General features: G+C 61.5%; 18 protein-coding genes. 12 read left to right on the forward strand and 6 right to left on the reverse strand.

From position 1 onward, the window contains the following. Nucleotide 1: 1 nt before the first annotated feature. From cls to clpS, 3 genes are all read right to left on the reverse strand, one after another. The gene (gene cls, locus QN397_RS08440) at nt 2-1,447 is read right to left on the reverse strand and encodes a cardiolipin synthase (RefSeq protein WP_323500657.1); all 1,446 of its coding nucleotides are present in this window, start codon (nt 1,445-1,447) and stop codon (nt 2-4) included. 174 nt (nt 1,448-1,621) lie between these two features. Beyond that, entirely contained in the window at nt 1,622-3,943 is a 2,322-nt protein-coding gene (gene clpA, locus QN397_RS08445) for an ATP-dependent Clp protease ATP-binding subunit ClpA (RefSeq protein WP_323500658.1), read from the reverse strand. A gap of 76 nt (nt 3,944-4,019) precedes the next feature. Then, the gene (gene clpS, locus QN397_RS08450) at nt 4,020-4,379 is read right to left on the reverse strand and encodes an ATP-dependent Clp protease adapter ClpS (RefSeq protein ID WP_187052173.1); all 360 of its coding nucleotides are present in this window, start codon (nt 4,377-4,379) and stop codon (nt 4,020-4,022) included. A 365-nt stretch (nt 4,380-4,744) separates the two neighbouring features. Between clpS and QN397_RS08455 the strand changes: the two genes are divergently transcribed. The 3 genes from QN397_RS08455 (at nt 4,745) to QN397_RS08465 (ending at nt 5,965) form a co-directional block, all read left to right on the forward strand. Beyond that, complete coding sequence (locus tag QN397_RS08455) at nt 4,745-5,062, forward strand: cell envelope biogenesis protein TolA (protein WP_187052174.1); 318 nt, start codon at nt 4,745-4,747, stop codon at nt 5,060-5,062. A gap of 155 nt (nt 5,063-5,217) precedes the next feature. Continuing rightward, nucleotides 5,218-5,412, forward strand: coding sequence for a hypothetical protein (locus QN397_RS08460; protein WP_187055160.1), 195 nt, complete (start codon nt 5,218-5,220; stop codon nt 5,410-5,412). Nucleotides 5,413-5,500: 88 nt separating this feature from the next. Beyond that, on the forward strand, nt 5,501-5,965 hold the full coding sequence (locus QN397_RS08465; RefSeq protein ID WP_323500659.1) for a DUF192 domain-containing protein: 465 nt from the start codon (nt 5,501-5,503) through the stop codon (nt 5,963-5,965). Between the two features lie 78 nt (nt 5,966-6,043). Here QN397_RS08465 and QN397_RS08470 read toward each other — a convergent pair whose 3' ends face one another. Continuing rightward, nucleotides 6,044-6,625 carry a superoxide dismutase gene (locus QN397_RS08470; protein WP_323500661.1) on the reverse strand — a complete coding sequence of 194 codons (582 nt, stop codon included), beginning with the start codon at nt 6,623-6,625 and terminating at the stop codon, nt 6,044-6,046. Nucleotides 6,626-6,673: 48 nt separating this feature from the next. Further along, the gene (gene xseA, locus QN397_RS08475; protein ID WP_323500662.1) at nt 6,674-7,987 is read right to left on the reverse strand and encodes an exodeoxyribonuclease VII large subunit; all 1,314 of its coding nucleotides are present in this window, start codon (nt 7,985-7,987) and stop codon (nt 6,674-6,676) included. Between the two features lie 310 nt (nt 7,988-8,297). Between xseA and QN397_RS08480 the strand changes: the two genes are divergently transcribed. The 6 genes from QN397_RS08480 to adk all read left to right on the forward strand — a co-directional run bounded on the left by QN397_RS08480 (nt 8,298) and on the right by adk (nt 12,219). Continuing rightward, entirely contained in the window at nt 8,298-8,930 is a 633-nt protein-coding gene (locus QN397_RS08480; RefSeq protein ID WP_323500713.1) for a MotA/TolQ/ExbB proton channel family protein, read from the forward strand. Nucleotides 8,931-8,948: 18 nt separating this feature from the next. After that, entirely contained in the window at nt 8,949-9,374 is a 426-nt protein-coding gene (locus tag QN397_RS08485) for an ExbD/TolR family protein (protein ID WP_187052176.1), read from the forward strand. A 2-nt stretch (nt 9,375-9,376) separates the two neighbouring features. After that, the gene (lpxK, locus tag QN397_RS08490) at nt 9,377-10,369 is read left to right on the forward strand and encodes a tetraacyldisaccharide 4'-kinase (RefSeq protein WP_323500663.1); all 993 of its coding nucleotides are present in this window, start codon (nt 9,377-9,379) and stop codon (nt 10,367-10,369) included. After that, nucleotides 10,350-10,532, forward strand: coding sequence for a Trm112 family protein (locus tag QN397_RS08495; protein ID WP_187052178.1), 183 nt, complete (start codon nt 10,350-10,352; stop codon nt 10,530-10,532). Before lpxK ends, QN397_RS08495 begins: the two co-directional genes overlap by 20 nt. Nucleotides 10,533-10,612: 80 nt before the next feature. Further along, nucleotides 10,613-11,413: a 3-deoxy-manno-octulosonate cytidylyltransferase gene (kdsB, locus tag QN397_RS08500; protein WP_323500664.1), complete on the forward strand. Its 801-nt coding sequence runs from the start codon at nt 10,613-10,615 to the stop codon at nt 11,411-11,413. Between the two features lie 149 nt (nt 11,414-11,562). Next, a complete protein-coding gene (gene adk / locus QN397_RS08505; RefSeq protein WP_323495082.1) occupies nt 11,563-12,219 on the forward strand; it encodes an adenylate kinase in 657 nt (218 codons plus the stop codon). Nucleotides 12,220-12,296: 77 nt separating this feature from the next. Here the strand turns inward: adk and QN397_RS08510 are convergent, their stop codons facing one another. Then, on the reverse strand, nt 12,297-13,316 hold the full coding sequence (locus tag QN397_RS08510) for an asparaginase (RefSeq protein ID WP_323500665.1): 1,020 nt from the start codon (nt 13,314-13,316) through the stop codon (nt 12,297-12,299). A gap of 72 nt (nt 13,317-13,388) precedes the next feature. On the opposite strand from QN397_RS08510, the gene lexA reads away from it, so the two are divergent. From lexA to QN397_RS08525, 3 genes are all read left to right on the forward strand, one after another. Further along, nucleotides 13,389-14,063: a transcriptional repressor LexA gene (gene lexA / locus QN397_RS08515; RefSeq protein WP_323495278.1), complete on the forward strand. Its 675-nt coding sequence runs from the start codon at nt 13,389-13,391 to the stop codon at nt 14,061-14,063. Nucleotides 14,064-14,203: 140 nt separating this feature from the next. Further along, entirely contained in the window at nt 14,204-14,569 is a 366-nt protein-coding gene (locus tag QN397_RS08520) for a hypothetical protein (protein ID WP_323495080.1), read from the forward strand. 83 nt (nt 14,570-14,652) lie between these two features. Next, complete coding sequence (locus QN397_RS08525) at nt 14,653-15,660, forward strand: D-2-hydroxyacid dehydrogenase family protein (RefSeq protein ID WP_323495079.1); 1,008 nt, start codon at nt 14,653-14,655, stop codon at nt 15,658-15,660. Nucleotides 15,661-15,666: the final 6 nt, after the last annotated feature.

The raw sequence follows: 15,666 nt of genomic DNA on the forward strand, positions 1-15,666 counted from the left end.
GTCAGAGCAACGGTGAAAAAAGACGAGCGACAGCTTCCCAGAGGCGGCCCTGAAAAGTCTGATGGCGGCGGGCACGCACCGCAGCAGAACTGTGCAGATCGGTTTCGAACTGCGCAGCCAGCGGCTTGGCGAGCGCCGGGCCATAGACCACGGCCATCACTTCGAAGTTGAGGCGAAAGCTGCGATTGTCGAAGTTGGCGGTGCCGATCATCGCGCAGTTGTCGTCGACTAGAAGGGTCTTCGAGTGCAGCATGCGCGCCTTGTACTCCCACACCTTGACGCCGGCGGCGATCAACTCGTCGAAGTACGAGCGCGCCGCCGCGCTGACCACCAAACTATCGCTGCGCCGAGGCACCAGCAGGCGCACGTCGACACCGCGCAGTGCAGCGCTCGTCAACGCCATGAGCGCCGGCTCGCCCGGCACGAAGTACGGCGTCGTAAGCCATGCGCGCTCGTTCGCCAAGTTGATCGCAGACACATGCATGCGATGGATCGCCTCGAGTGGGCTGTCGGGCCCACTGGTCACGATTTGCACCGGAATATCGCCTGCCTCGGCGCGCGGTAGCAAGTGCGGCAGGGTGTCGTCCATGTCACGCGGATCTTCGCCGGTCGCGTACGTCCAGTCTTCGAGAAACGTGGTTTGCAGCCAGCGCACCGCACTGCCCTCTATGCGCAAATGCACGTCGTGGTATGCGTCTGCACGGGTGCGCTTGTCTTCCTCGTCGGTGATATTCACGCCGCCGGTGAAACCGGTAAAGCCGTCGCAGACGACGATTTTGCGGTGGGTGCGGTAGTTGGTTACCGGACGCAAACGTCGGCCGATGCGCGTGTCATGAAAGAGCGCGACCTTGACGCCCGCCGCGTGCATCGGTGCCATGAACTTGCGGCCGATCCGCTTAGAGCCCAAAGCGTCCAGCAACAGCCGCACCACGACACCTTGCTGCGCCTTCTGCACGAGCAGATCGCGCAGGGCGGTGCCGATGGTGTCGGGCTCGAAGATGTAGTACTCGAGGTGCACGTGATCGCGCGCGTCGCGGATGGCTTCGAAGATGGCATCGAAGGTGCACGCACCGCCAGACAGCAACTCGACCTCGGTGGCGCTCGACACCGGCAGGCCGCATGTCGCCGTGCCCAGTCCGGCCATTTGCCTTAACGCAGGCGGTGCGTGCTGGCGTGCCTCGCGAAGCAAGGCGAGGTCGGCCGTCGCGTTGGCGCTGGCACGGCTTCGCAAACGCTTGAGGCGTTGCTTCTTGAGCCGCTGCGGCCCGAGAAAGTAATAGATGACGAAGCCCGCGAACGGCAGCAGTGCGAGCGACAGTATCCAGCTCATCGTCGACACCGGCGCACGCTTTTGCATCACGATCCAGATCGATAACACCGCGATGTAGCCGCTCCATGCGAAAGAGAGGCCGGTTTTCCATTCCTGGCTGAGTTCGGGGAGGATCAAAAGATGCGGGCCAAGAACGAGCGGCCAAAAAATAGAGCCGAAAGAACAGAAACGGGAACGGAAGCGACGAAGGGATCAAGGCAGAAACGACAAAGGCCGGGAGCGAATGCTACCGGCCTTTGGAGGCGACGCGACCACGAGGGCCGCGTACAACGTCAAGTCAACGTGTCAGAGTCAACCCGCTGCAGTCTCTTCCGCTTCGGGCTTGGACTTGCCTTCCTTCTTCGACAACGGCTGAATGTCGAGCAGCACTTCGCCCTTGTCATCGACGTCGACCGACAGACGGCCGCCGTCGATCAGGCGTCCGAAGAGCAATTCGTCGGCCAGCGCGCGACGGATCGTGTCCTGGATCAAGCGCTGCATGGGGCGAGCGCCCATCAACGGATCGAAGCCCTTCTTCGCGAGGTGCTTGCGCAACGCATCGCTGAAAGTGACGTCGACCTTCTTCTCGGTCAGTTGCTGCTCGAGTTGCAGCAAGAACTTGTCCACTACGCGCAGGATGACGATTTCATCCAGGGCCTTGAAGCTGACGGTCGCATCCAGACGATTGCGGAACTCCGGCGTGAACAGTCGCTTGATGTCGGCCATCTCATCTCCCGCTTGACGCGGGTTGGTGAAGCCGATGGTCGCCTTGTTCATGGTCTCTGCGCCCGCATTGGTGGTCATCACGATGATCACGTTACGGAAGTCGGCCTTGCGCCCGTTGTTGTCGGTCAGCGTGCCATGGTCCATGACCTGCAGCAGCACGTTGTAGATGTCCGGATGGGCTTTCTCGATTTCGTCGAGCAGCAGCACAGAGTGCGGCTTCTTGGTAACAGCTTCGGTCAGCAGGCCACCTTGGTCGAATCCGACATAGCCCGGAGGCGCACCGATCAGGCGGCTCACCGCATGACGTTCCATGTACTCCGACATGTCGAAGCGAATCAGCTCGATGCCCATGATGTAGGCAAGCTGCTTGGCGGCTTCGGTCTTGCCGACGCCGGTGGGACCGCTGAACAGGAACGAGCCGATCGGCTTGTCTGCACGGCCGAGGCCGGAGCGCGCCATCTTGACTGCGGATGCCAGCACTTCGAGTGCCTTGTCCTGACCGAACACGACGCTCTTCAGGTCGCGCTCGATGGTCTGCAGCTTGCCGCGATCGTCATTACTGACATTGGCAGGCGGAATGCGCGCAATCTTAGCGACGATGTCTTCGACTTCGGTCTTGGTGATGGTCTTCTTGCGCTTGCTCGGCGGCAAGATGCGCTGGGCCGCGCCCGCTTCATCGATGACGTCGATCGCCTTGTCAGGTAAATGACGGTCGTTGATGTACTTGGCGCTCAATTCAGCCGCAGCTTGCAGAGCCGCCACCGCGTACTTGACGCCGTGATGCTCTTCGAAGCGAGATTTCAAGCCCTTCAGGATGTCGACCGTTTCCTGCACGGTCGGCTCGACCACGTCGACCTTCTGGAAGCGCCGTGACAGGGCCGCGTCCTTCTCGAAGATGCCGCGGTATTCGGTGAAGGTGGTCGCACCAATGCACTTCAGCTGGCCGCTCGAAAGCGCAGGCTTCAGCAGGTTGGAGGCATCCAGCGTGCCGCCCGAAGCGGCGCCTGCACCGATGAGGGTGTGGATTTCGTCGATGAAGAGAATTGCGTTTGGCTTGTCCTTGAGCGACTTGAGCACGCCCTTCAGGCGCTGCTCGAAGTCACCGCGGTACTTGGTGCCCGCCAGCAATGCGCCCATGTCGAGCGAATAAACCTGAGCTTCAGCCAGGATCTCTGGCACTTCGTTTTGGGTAATGCGCCATGCAAGGCCTTCGGCAATAGCGGTCTTGCCAACGCCGGCTTCACCGACCAGCAGCGGATTGTTCTTGCGCCGGCGGCACAGGATCTGGATCACGCGCTCGACCTCGTACTCGCGGCCGATCAGCGGATCGATCTTGCCTTCCTTGGCCATCTGATTCAGATTTTGAGTGAACTGTTCGAGTGGCGAAGCCTTCTCGTTCTTTTCACTCCCGCCCTCTTCGCTCTCGCTCGCAGACGATTCGCCCGCGCCCTTGGCGGCTTCCGGCGGATCGCTCTTTTTAATGCCATGAGCGATGAAATTCACCACGTCGAGGCGCGTGACACCTTGCTGGTGCAAGTAGTACACGGCGTGCGAATCCTTCTCGCCGAAGATCGCTACCAGCACGTTGGCGCCGGTGACTTCCTTCTTGCCGTTGCCGGTGGATTGCACATGCATGATCGCGCGCTGAATCACGCGCTGGAAACCCAGTGTGGGCTGTGTGTCGACATCGTCGGTACCAGCCACCTGCGGGGTGTTGTCCTTGATGAAGTTGGTGAGCGACGCGCGCAGATCGTCGACGTTTGCCGAGCAGGCTCGCAAAACTTCTGAGGCGCTCGGGTTGTCCAGCAAAGCGAGCAACAAGTGCTCTACGGTGATGAACTCGTGGCGCTGCTGCCGGGCCTCGACAAAGGCCATGTGCAAGCTGACTTCCAGTTCCTGGGCAATCATGTGATTTCCTTTTGCCTTGCTGTAAATAAAAACTCAGATGGGTTGGAGCGTACCGAAATCAACAGGTTCATTGCGTTCATTCGATAGGCTCACTCACGCATTGCAACGGATGGCCGGCCTGATGGGCCGCCTCCATTACCTGATTTACTTTGGTGGCAGCCATGTCGCGGGAATAAACCCCGCAAACGCCGCGGCCGTCCAAATGAATCTTCAGCATGATCTGGGTTGCCGTTTCGCGGTCCTTGCTGAAGAACTCCTGAATCACGACGATGACGAACTCCATCGGGGTGTAGTCGTCGTTCAGCATGACCACCTGGTACATCTGAGGAGGTGCTGTTTTCTGCGGTCGACGCTCGAGGACGACCGAGTCGCCATCGTCCCGCCGCGGCTTCTGGGCCGGCGGTGTCTTGGGGGTCGAGGGAATTCTGGTTGCCATGAAAAATGATTCTATAGAGCGTGCAAGCGGCGTGCCGGGGTGAGAGGAATTGGTGGCAGCTTGCCGACAAATCAAGGCTTCGGTATCGTGAACGCTTCGGGGTCACCACAAAAAAGCCCGGACCCACACGCCGAGACGGTGTCGCGAAGGTGCGAGTTGGATGAAGGCGCACTACACGGTGACCTTTTGGCAAGAAGTGGCGACGTAGCGACAGTGCGTTTTCGGCCGACTGAATAGCCTTAGAATTTTAGATGCAACCGGAGGAGGCGCGGGTCGCTGTCAACCGCATGCCCAACGGCATCGTTGTTGACTGACCTTCTGCTGGCCGGGAGGCGTTTTAAAATCAATCCACTGAGGAATCCGTAATGAGCAAAGTTCTCGCAGTCATGATCGCCGGCCTGTTCGCAGCCGGTGCCTACGCCCAAGCCACGAAGCCAGGCGAACTCGACCCCACGGCCCAAGGCAAGTCTGCTGCCAAAGCAGAAGCCAAGGTCGCTGCGCGTCCTGCTGGCATGGTCAAGGCGCCAGGCGGCGACGAACCCAAGACGGCCGAAGGCGGCGCCATCGGCACCGGCAAGGCAGCCGCTGCCGGTGAAGCCCGCGCCGAAACGCGCGATGCACGTCGTCGCAACAAGGACGGCAGCCTGAAGCGCCGCAGCACGCAGGGCGGCACGCCCAACTAATTCGGCTCTCCGCCAGATTGAAAGAAGCGCCCTCAGGGCGCTTTTTTTTCGCGTGGGCTGTGAGCAAACGTGTCAACCGCCACGCATGGCATTCGTTGAAAGTGGATCCTTCCACAGGGGGAGGGTTCTTAAATCAACGATTCACAGGATTTCTCATGAACAAGCTGCTTGCCGTGCTCGTCGCCGGTCTCTTTTCTGCTGGCGCATTTGCCCAGGCTCCCGCTCACGTCACCGTTCCGATGGCGCATGTCCACACAGTGGCGCACGCGCCGGTGCATCACATGAAGAAGCACAAGGTGATGGCTCGTCATTACCACCACCGCAAGGCCGTTCGCCGCCACGCGATGTAAGCCTCACCGCTTGCCGACGATGCCCGCGCCTGCGGGCATTTTTGTTTGCGCCGAGAATTGCGCCTTCGCGTTTTGAAAGTCCCTGTTCATGTTCCAGCGTTTCGTCGCCTTGCTCGCGCTGTCTGCCTTCATGGCGCTGTTCTTGGCTCTGCCTGCCCAGGCACAAGAGCCGCAACTCGACCTCCGGCGCGTCAAACTCACGGCCGGCATGTACCAGATAGACACACAGTTGGCGATGACGCCTCAACAGCGCGAGGTCGGCCTGATGTTCCGGAAGGAAATGCCCCAGGCGGAGGGGATGCTGTTCATCTTCGAGCAACCAGCGACGCAGTGCTTCTGGATGAAGAACACGATCTTGCCGCTGACCGCGGCATTCGTTGCCGATGACGGGCGCATCGTCAATCTGGCGGACATGAAGCCGCAGACCGAAGACTCGCATTGCTCAGAAGAACCGGTCCGATACGTTCTTGAGATGAACCAAGGCTGGTTCGCCAAAAAGAACCTGAAGAAAGGAAACAAGCTCGCTGGAGCACCGTTCGAAATGCAGCGTTGATCGGCGGTGACACCAACTCGATGCCCGCAAAAAAGCCGACTCGCGAGTCGGCTTTTACTGTCTCCGCAGAGTACTGGCTTAACCGAAGTTCTTTGCTGCGAAGTCCCAGTTCGCCAGCTTTGCCAGAAACGTCTCGACGTATTTTGGGCGCAGGTTACGGTAGTCGATGTAATAGGCATGTTCCCAAACATCGACCGTCAGAAGAGCCGTGTCGGCAGTGGTCAGAGGTGTGCCGGCAGCGCCGGTATTGACGATGTCGACCGAGCCATCAGGCTTTTTCACAAGCCACGTCCAGCCAGAGCCGAAGTTGCCGACAGCTGACTTCACGAAGGCTTCCTTGAATGCGTCGTAGCCGCCCCACTTGGCATCGATGGCCTTTGCCAAAGCGCCGGTGGGGGTGCCGCCGCCCTGTGGCTTCATGCAGCTCCAGAAAAACGTGTGGTTCCAGACCTGGGCCGAGTTGTTGTAGACGCCGCCGCTCGACTTCTTGATGATCTCTTCCAGCGTCATGCTCTCGAACTCGGTGCCCTTTTGCAGGTTGTTCAGGTTCACGACGTAGGCGTTGTGATGCTTGCCGTAGTGATACTCGAACGTTTCTTTTGAGTACTCCGGAGCCAATGCGTCCATTGGGTATGGCAGGGGTGGCAGAACGTGTTCCATGTTTTTTTCTCGCGGGTTGGTTGTGGGATAAAGCATTCTAGAAAGGAATCACGACGGTGGTGTCGGACGCGTGCCCGTTGGCCGCACGCCCGTCACGCCAAGGTCGACGGCACCGTCGGCAAGTCGTACTTCAACCGCGTCCTCCACGTGGAGCTGCGAGACGCTCGTGACGGCGTGGCCTTCCGTGTCGGTGAGCCATGCATAGCCGCGCTGCAGCACCAGCGCCGGGTCCAGCAGGCGCAACCGTGAGGCCACGCGCTCCAGCCGCTCACGCCGCTGCGCCTGACTGCGCTTGAGTTGTTGCGGGAAATCTGCGCGCAGCCGGGTCTGAACCTCCCCCGCCCGCTGGGTTTTAGACAGCACCGCATAGTGCAAGCGCTGCGCCTGGTAAGTCAGCCGCAACCTCTGCCGAGCGACAAGGGTCGAAGGACGTGCGAGACGACCGGCCGCCAAATCGAGACGCTGGCTCAAGACATCGATGCGACTGCCCAGCGCACCGACGAGCCGCTCCTCGATCAACACCAGCGCACCGAGCCACAGCTCCTGCGATGCGGCGACGAGTTCTGCGGCGGCAGTAGGAGTCGGCGCACGAAGGTCGGCGCAAAAGTCCGCAATGGTGAAGTCGGTTTCATGGCCGACGCCACAGATGATCGGCACCGGGCTTTGCACGATGGTGCGCGCCAGCGTTTCATCGTTGAAGGCCCACAGATCTTCGATCGAACCGCCACCTCGCACCAGCAGGATGACATCGACCGGCGGCCGCATTGCGTAGAGCGCCTGCAACGCGCGAACCAGTTCGGCGGGCGCATTCGCTCCCTGCACTGCGGCTGGCGACAGCACGACCGGTATGTGCGGTACCCGACGGCGCAGTGCGGTCACGACATCGTGCAAGGCCGCAGCGCCCGTCGACGTAACCAACCCGATGGCGCGGGGCATCGATGGCAGCGGTCGTTTGCGCGCCGGATCGAAAAGGCCTTCATGTTCGAGCTTGGCTTTGCGCTGCAAAAATTGGTCAAAGAGCGCACCCTGCCCCGCACGCCGCAGACTTTCGACCACCAGCTGCAGGTCGCCGCGCGGTTCGTAAACGGTAAGCCGGCCGCGCACTTCGACCTGATCACCGTCGCGCGGCACGAAGTCGAGCAGGCTCGCAGCGCGGCGGAACATGGCGCTGCGCAGTTGCCCAGATTCGTCCTTCAAGGAGAAATAGCAGTGACCGCTCGACGCCCTGGTGAAACCGGAAATTTCACCGCGCACGGTCACTGGGTTGAAGCGCGCTTCGAGCGCGTCGCCCACGGCGTGGCACAGCGCGCCAACGGCCCATACCCGACCACCTGGTGCCGAAAAAAGTCCGTTGTCACTCATCACTATTCGCCTTGCCGCTTATCGACTCGTCCACATTCCACATTGCGATCAGCAAACAGGCCTGACAGGCCAGCAAGCCGCCCGAGTTGCGGTGCAACTCGTTGATTCGATTGGGGAAACAGCTGCTCAAAATTCAATCGATCCAGCGAAAGCCACGGCGGGCGTGGTTTCGCATCGGTTGCTCATGGTGTTAGTCACAAAGTTATCCACAGAATCTGTGCGTCGGCGCCTACAGCAGCACATTGCACTTTGTGAAGCGGGCTCGGTGGATAATCGCCGCGCATTTGCAATCCACGGGCCGGAGGGTTCTTTGTTTTCGATCATAGTTGCTGCGGGCTGGCCAATCTGGCCGCTGCTCGCCTGTTCAATACTGGCGCTCGCGCTTGTCATTGAACGATTCACCAGCCTGAAAACCGCCCGTGTGCTGCCACCAAAGCTGCTCGACGAAGCCATTACCGTGTCGCAGACCTCGATCCCGGGGCCCGACGTGGTGACAAAGCTGGAAAATAATTCGTTTCTTGGCCAGGTGCTGGCTGCCGGCTTTCGTGCGCTGAACGCGAATCCGCGTTGTACTGAAGACGATCTTCGGGCAGCGATGGAGGCGTCCGGTCGCACGGTTGCTCACAAGCTCGAACGCTGGTTGCCGGCACTGGCAACCATCGCTTCGGCAGCGCCGCTGCTCGGGCTGCTCGGTACGGTCATCGGCATGATCGAAATCTTCGGCTCGCAATCGTCGGCCGGCGGGGCGGTGGGAGCAGGCAACCCGGCACAGCTGGCCCACGGCATCTCGATCGCTCTGTACAACACTGCCTTCGGCCTCATCGTAGCCATTCCGACACTGATTTTCTGGCGCTACTTTCGCACCCGGGTCGACGAGTATTTGCTGAATCTCGAACTTGCCGGCGAGCGCTTTGCGCGGCACCTCAACGCGCTGCGCAAGTAACCGATGAAGCCCGGACGCATGCACTTTCGACACGGCGCGCGCGATGAGCCGGAGATCAATCTGATTCCGTTCATCGACGTGTTGCTGGTGGTGCTGATTTTTCTGATGCTGTCGACGACGTACAGCAAGTTCACCGAAATGCAACTCAAGTTGCCGGTGGCGGATGCGGATGCGCAACGCGACTATCCGAAAGAAGTGATCGTTGCGGTGTCGGCGGATGGTCGCTATTCGATCAACAAGAATGTCCTGCCCGACCGCAGCGTGGAAAGCGTAGCGGCTGCTCTGGCTGCTGCGAGTAACGGAGCCAAGGACAACGTCATCATCATCAGCGCGGACGCGATGTCGCCGCACCAGGCGGTCATCACTGTCATGGAAGCAGCACGGCGCGTTGGCCTTATGCAGATCACCTTCGCAACCCAATCGGCCGCGCAGGCGGGGCGCTAGCCTTGCAGACTGGCCTGCAGCTGCAGCGCGAGTGGCTGCGACGCGGCGCACTGGCGCGGCTGCTGCTGCCGCTGGCCGCGGTTTACGGTGTGCTCACCGGCTTTCGGTGCCTGCTCTTTCGCTTCGGGGTTTTAAAGACCACGCGCGTTGGCGTTCCGGTGATCGTCGTCGGCAACGTGATCGCGGGCGGCTCGGGCAAAACGCCTGTTGTCATGGCAATCGTCAGACATCTGCAAAGCCAGGGCTTGTGCGTCGGGGTGGTGTCGCGCGGCTACGGTCGGAACACGACCGATTGCCGCGAAGTCTCGAACGACTCCGATCCTGCCGAAGTGGGCGACGAACCCGCGTTAATACGGCGTTCGACCGGCGCGCCAGTGGTCGTGGCAAGACGACGCGTCGTAGCGGCACAGACGTTGCTGGCGCGCCATCCCGACATACAGGTGATCGTCAGCGACGATGGCCTGCAGCATTTGGCGCTCGCACGCGACATCGAAATCTGCGTGTTCGACGATCGCGGTGTGGGCAACGGCTGGCTGCTGCCCGCAGGCCCACTGCGGGAAACGTGGCCGCGGCGATGCGACCTGGTGCTGCATACGGGAACGCGTCCTGCGTTTGCCGGCTTCAAGGCCACCCGCGAATTGGGCGGCGACGTAGTGCAGAGCAACGAAATGCGCACGCCGCTCGCCGACCTCGCCGGTCCGGAGGTCGATGCCGTAGCGGCCATCGCCCGCCCCGAGGCGTTCTTCGACATGCTGGCAGCCCGTGGCGTGCGGATCGCAAAGCGGATCGCGCTGCCCGACCATCACGACTTCAAGGGCTGGGTCTGGGCGCAGCCGCGTGCAACCCGGCTCCTTTGCACGGAAAAAGACGCATTGAAACTTTGGCGCTCGACGCCGGAAGCGTATGCCGTGCCGCTGGTCTTCACGCCTGAACCGGGCTTCTTCGCAGCGCTCGATGCAAAGCTATCATCGGTCGATGGATACCAAGCTGCTTGAACTGCTCGTTTGCCCCGTGACCAAGGGCCCGCTGACATGGAATGCCGACAAGCAGGAGCTTTCGTCGCGCAGCGCGCGTCTGGCCTACCCGGTGCGCGACGGGATTCCCGTGCTGCTCGAAGACGAAGCCAGAACCTTGTCGGATGAAGAGCTTGGGCTTTGACTCAGCCGGCCGGTCAGTCGTCTCTTGAGCCCGTTATTGCGCCCGTTATTGCGCCGGTGATTGAGCACTTTGCTGAGCCGGTGCCCGCGCCAACGGCCAACGCCGCTTTCATAGTCTTGATCCCGGCACGCCTTGCCTCCAGCCGCCTGCCAGACAAACCTCTGGCGGACATCGCCGGTTTGCCGATGGTCGTGCGGGTGGCGCAGCGAGCGCGATCGTCGCGCGCCGATCGCGTGGTGGTCGCAGCCGATCATCCGAGCATCGTGGCCGCCTGCGAAGCCCACGGCATCCTCGCGCTGCTGACCAGCGCCGACCACCCCAGCGGAAGCGACCGGCTGGCCGAGGCTTGCATTCAACTCGGGCTCGCAGACGACGCGATCGTGGTCAACGTGCAAGGCGACGAGCCGCTGATCGATCCATCGTTGATCGATGCGGTGGCAGAGACGCTCGCCGCCAACCCTGATGCGCCGATGAGCACTGCGGTGCACGCGATTGATGACCCTGCAGATTTCGTGAATCCCAATGTCGTGAAAGCGGTGCTCGACGCCAAAGGGTTTGCGATGTACTTCAGCCGCGCGCCGATTCCTTGGTGGAGAGACGGCGCCGGCCAGGGCGGCCAAAATGGCCAAGTCACCACCCCCGCAATGCCGACGCCACCGCCTTTGCGGCACATCGGCATCTATGGCTACCGGGCCAGTTTCGTGAAACGCTTTCCAAGCCTGCCTCCAGCGCCGATCGAGGCCATCGAGGCACTCGAACAACTGCGCGTTCTGTGGCACGGACACCGGATCGCAGTTCATGTCTCGCAACAGGCGCCGGGTCCCGGCGTCGATACGCTTGAAGACTTGCAGCGCGTACGCGCGATCTTTGAAAAAGCCTGATCGCGACCGCAACTGCAAGCGGGATTTGCCGGCATTTCAGCACGAAGTCGCATGCTATCCTCGACCCGACCCCGCCCGGCATTGCCCCGTAGATCGACGCCTCGGCAGGCTTGGCGCGACACAAATTCCAAGAACCTTCCGAGGACACCATGAGACTGATTTTGTTGGGCGCCCCCGGGGCAGGCAAAGGCACGCAAGCCGCCTTCCTCTGCCAGAAGTACGCCATTCCGCAAATCTCGACCGGCGACATGCTGCGGGCTGCCGTCAAGGCCGGCACGCCGCTCGGTTTGCAGGCCAAGGCGGTCATGGCTTCGGGTGCGTTGGTGAGCGACGACCTCATCATCAATCTGGTAAAAGAGCGGCTGGCATTGCCCGACTGCGCCAACGGCTTTTTGTTCGACGGCTTCCCGCGCACCATTCCGCAAGCAGATTCGATGCGTGCAGCGGGCGTCAAGCTCGACTACGTCCTTGAAATCGACGTGCCTTTCTCGGACATCATCGATCGCATGAGCGGCCGCCGATCGCACCCGGCCTCAGGCCGTACCTACCACGTCAAGTTCAACCCGCCGAAGCGCGTTGGGCACGACGACGTCACGGGCGACGAACTCATCCAGCGCGAAGACGACAAGGAAGAAACCGTCCGCAAGCGGCTCGACGTCTACAGCGAGCAAACGCGACCGCTGGTGGACTATTACGCGACTTGGGCCAAGTCTGATCCGACGGCAGCGCCAAAATACCGCGCCATCAGTGGAGTGGGCTCGGTTGACGAAATCACGCAACGCGCGCTGACGGCTTTGAGCAGCTGAGGTGGCCTTCGAGGCGAACGAAGAAGTCGCTACGGCGGCTTTTTTTGCGCCTTTGATGGGTTGAGCCCCAGGCCACCTCAAGCCGAAACAGGTGGCGAAGCCAACATCAACTCAAGCATCAACGCGATGCGTGCTTTGACCGGGGACAAGCCGCCGGCGTCGGGCCACGTGTCGTCACCGCGCGGCAGGATGCGGCCGTTGACGCAGCGTGTTGCACGTCGAATTTCGATGCCGGCCGCGTGCGCTCGAGCCGCGGCCGCTTCGATCGCGTGGTGCAGCGTGCCGTTGCCCGTCGCAGCGAGGATGAGGCCGCGGACCGGACCGGCCGCATCCTCCGCGCCATGCGCCATCAGCGCATCGATGACTGCACCGGTCGCACCCGCGTGGCTCATGATGATCTCCACACGCGGCCATTTGACGTCCGCACTGATCACTTTGAGTTTGAGTGCTGCGTCGAGGCCGGCAGTACCGACCTTGGCGTCAGGGGCGCCCGGCCAGTCACGGACGCGGCGCACCGCCCCTTCTTCCACATAGCCAAGAGGCCCGGCGTCCCCGGACGCGAAGGCATCGAGCCGGTAGGTGTGTACCTTCTGGACATCGATGGCGCTGTGAATGGTGCCTGCACACACCACGGTCACGCCTCGGGCGCCCGCGGTCGCTGCTACGGCAATCGCATCGCGCACATTTTGCGGACCATCGGGCGCGAGTGCGGAGGCCGGGCGCATGGCACAAGTCAGCGCCACGGGCTTCTCCGCAGGCAACACAGAGTGCAAAAAAAACGCTGTCTCTTCGAGCGTGTCGGTGCCGTGCGTGATGACGATGCCGATCACGTCGGGCACGTTCGACCAATGCATGCATCGTTGCGCCAGCTGGTGCCACACATCGAAGCTCATGTCCTTGCTGTCGAGCTGCGCGACCTGTTCGGCAACTAGCGTCACGCCAGATGGCGCTCCAATCCCAGCGAGCAGATCTGCGACGCCCACCTCGCCCGCGGTGTAGCCGAGGTTGTCCCCAGCGGATGCCGCACGGCCGGCGATCGTGCCCCCGGTGCCCAGCACCACAAGGCGACGCACTTCCGATTGCTCTGACTTCATCATTGCTTGCAAACTTTGAAAAACTGTTTAAAAATACAGCTACTGGACATTCAACCAGTGCCGCAAGGAGTTCCCATGCAATTCGCAGTGAAGCTTACCGCCCGCCAGCAACAAATTCTGGACCTTATCCAGAGCGCCATCGCGAGCACTGGTGCGCCGCCCACCCGTGCAGAAATCGCAACCGAACTCGGCTTCAAATCGGCCAATGCGGCAGAAGAGCACTTACAGGCCTTGGCACGCAAGGGCGTCATCGACCTCATCAGTGGCACGTCGCGCGGCATCCGGCTTCGGGGCGATGCGCTCCGTTCGCTCAACGAGTCGCGCAACAACCAGTTTTCGCTTTCACTGCCGGGCATGGCTCAACTGGCGCTGCCGCTGATTGGTCGCGTAGCCGCCGGTTCGCCCATCCTCGCGCAAGAGCATGTCGATCGAACCTACTACGTCGAGAACACGCTGTTCCAGCGGCAGCCCGACTATTTGCTCAAGGTCCGCGGCATGTCGATGCGCGACGCCGGGATCATGGATGGCGACCTGCTGGCTGTGCAGTCCACCAAGGAGGCGCGTAACGGGCAGATAGTGGTGGCGCGACTGGGCGATGAAGTGACCGTCAAACGTTTGCGCCGCAACAAGCAAGTCATCGAGCTACACGCCGAGAATCCAGATTATCCAACCATCATCGTGCAGCCTGGCGAACCTTTCGAGATCGAAGGTCTCGCCGTTGGCCTCATCCGCAACACGATGCTGATGTGAGGTAGCACCTTTCTTACGCGCATTCAGCGCGCAAAAACCGGCTGCGACAGGTGGCGGGCGTATGGCGAAGAGCCATCACCCTGGCACAGCCGTTCAAGCAATCCTGCCTGTGTTCAACCTCTGACCTATTTGGAGATCGCATGGGACTCGCTTCGCTTACTTTTTCAGACCTCTTCGCCGACCTATGGATGCCGATGCAGTTGCTGGCCGATCGCTGGTTGCCCAATAGAGGGCTCGCCGCATCGCCGCGCAGAAACGCGACCGGCTTGCGCTATGTCGCGGTCAGGCCGTCATGTGGTTCGCGGGCGGCGGAGCCGGGTTGCGCAAGCGCCGTTTCGCCGTCGCGTCCGCTGCGCGTGGTGCGTGTCGTTGACCCGCAGGAGCCCGGTCGTCGCACGGGCCGCGTGGTGATTTCGGGTCGCATAGCGGACGTGTGCGCCGAACTCGATCGACTGGCCGCACTCGAGGCTGCCGAGACAGTCGACGGTCGCCATCGACTTCACTGACGAACATTTCGTTGCCGCCTTCCGTGGCGACAACGACGTCGACTGCCTGTTAAGGCCGATGACGCGAGGCACAATGGCACGCCATGAACATTGTGATCCTCGACGACTACCAGGACGCGGTGCGCAAGCTGCGCTGCGCCGCCAAACTCGACGCCTACGCAGCCAAGGTTTATACGAACACCGTCAAAGGCATCGGACAGCTTTCGGTGCGCTTGAAAGACGCCGATGTGATCGTGCTCATTCGCGAGCGGACGCAGATATCGCGGCAGCTGGTCGAGAAGCTGCCCAAGCTCAAACTGATTTCGCAGACCGGCCGCGTCGGCAGTCACATCGACGTCACCGCGTGCAGCGAGCAAGGTATTGCGGTGGCAGAAGGTTCCGGCTCGCCACTGGCCCCGGCCGAGCTGACTTGGGCGCTCATCATGTCGGCGATGCGCCGTCTGCCGCAGTACATCAGCAACCTGAAGCACGGCGCGTGGCAGCAGTCAGGCCTTAAATCGGCATCGATGCCGGCCAATTTCGGCCTCGGCTCGGTGCTGAAGGGCAAGACGCTCGGCATCTGGGGCTACGGCCGTATCGGTCAACTGATCGCGCGCTACGGCCAGGCATTCGGTATGCAGGTGGTGATCTGGGGCCGTGAGGCCAGCTGCGCCAAGGCGCGCTCCGATGGCTTTCAGGTCGCGCCGAGCCGGGAGGCCTTCTTCATGGCCGCAGACGTGCTGTCGGTCCACCTACGGCTCAACGAAGAGACGCGCGGTGCCGTCAAGCTGGAGGACTTGTCTCGCATGAAGCCGACCGCCCTCTTCGTCAACACCTCGCGCGCTGAACTGGTCGAGCCCGACGCCTTGCTGGCTGCGCTCAATCGCGGCCGTCCCGGGCTTGCCGCTATCGACGTTTTCGAAAGCGAGCCACCGCTGCAAGGACATGCTCTGCTGCGACTCGAGAATTGCATCTGCACGCCGCACATCGGATATGTCGAGCAAGACAGCTACGAGCTCTATTTCGGTCAGGCTTTCGACAACGTTGTGAGCTTTATCAAGGGCAACCCGACCAACATCGTCAACCCGGGCGCGCTGCAGGTTCGACGTTGACATCGG

This window comes from Variovorax sp. RTB1 (genome assembly GCF_035018765.1).
Classification (GTDB): domain Bacteria; phylum Pseudomonadota; class Gammaproteobacteria; order Burkholderiales; family Burkholderiaceae_C; genus Variovorax.

Bases quoted from the DNA above. Each gene is read 5' to 3' on its own strand.
- QN397_RS08455 (WP_187052174.1), top strand. From the start codon at position 4,745: ATGAGCAAAGTTCTCGCAGTCATGATCGCCGGCCTGTTCGCAGCCGGT.
- clpA (WP_323500658.1), bottom strand. From the start codon at position 3,943: ATGATTGCCCAGGAACTGGAAGTCAGCTTGCACATGGCCTTTGTCGAG.
- lexA (WP_323495278.1), top strand. From the start codon at position 13,389: ATGCAATTCGCAGTGAAGCTTACCGCCCGCCAGCAACAAATTCTGGAC.
- QN397_RS08465 (WP_323500659.1), top strand. From the start codon at position 5,501: ATGTTCCAGCGTTTCGTCGCCTTGCTCGCGCTGTCTGCCTTCATGGCG.
- QN397_RS08525 (WP_323495079.1), top strand. From the start codon at position 14,653: ATGAACATTGTGATCCTCGACGACTACCAGGACGCGGTGCGCAAGCTG.
- QN397_RS08495 (WP_187052178.1), top strand. From the start codon at position 10,350: ATGGATACCAAGCTGCTTGAACTGCTCGTTTGCCCCGTGACCAAGGGC.
- xseA (WP_323500662.1), bottom strand. From the start codon at position 7,987: ATGAGTGACAACGGACTTTTTTCGGCACCAGGTGGTCGGGTATGGGCC.
- QN397_RS08460 (WP_187055160.1), top strand. From the start codon at position 5,218: ATGAACAAGCTGCTTGCCGTGCTCGTCGCCGGTCTCTTTTCTGCTGGC.
- QN397_RS08485 (WP_187052176.1), top strand. From the start codon at position 8,949: ATGCACTTTCGACACGGCGCGCGCGATGAGCCGGAGATCAATCTGATT.
- adk (WP_323495082.1), top strand. From the start codon at position 11,563: ATGAGACTGATTTTGTTGGGCGCCCCCGGGGCAGGCAAAGGCACGCAA.
- QN397_RS08520 (WP_323495080.1), top strand. From the start codon at position 14,204: ATGGGACTCGCTTCGCTTACTTTTTCAGACCTCTTCGCCGACCTATGG.
- QN397_RS08510 (WP_323500665.1), bottom strand. From the start codon at position 13,316: ATGATGAAGTCAGAGCAATCGGAAGTGCGTCGCCTTGTGGTGCTGGGC.
- QN397_RS08470 (WP_323500661.1), bottom strand. From the start codon at position 6,625: ATGGAACACGTTCTGCCACCCCTGCCATACCCAATGGACGCATTGGCT.
- clpS (WP_187052173.1), bottom strand. From the start codon at position 4,379: ATGGCAACCAGAATTCCCTCGACCCCCAAGACACCGCCGGCCCAGAAG.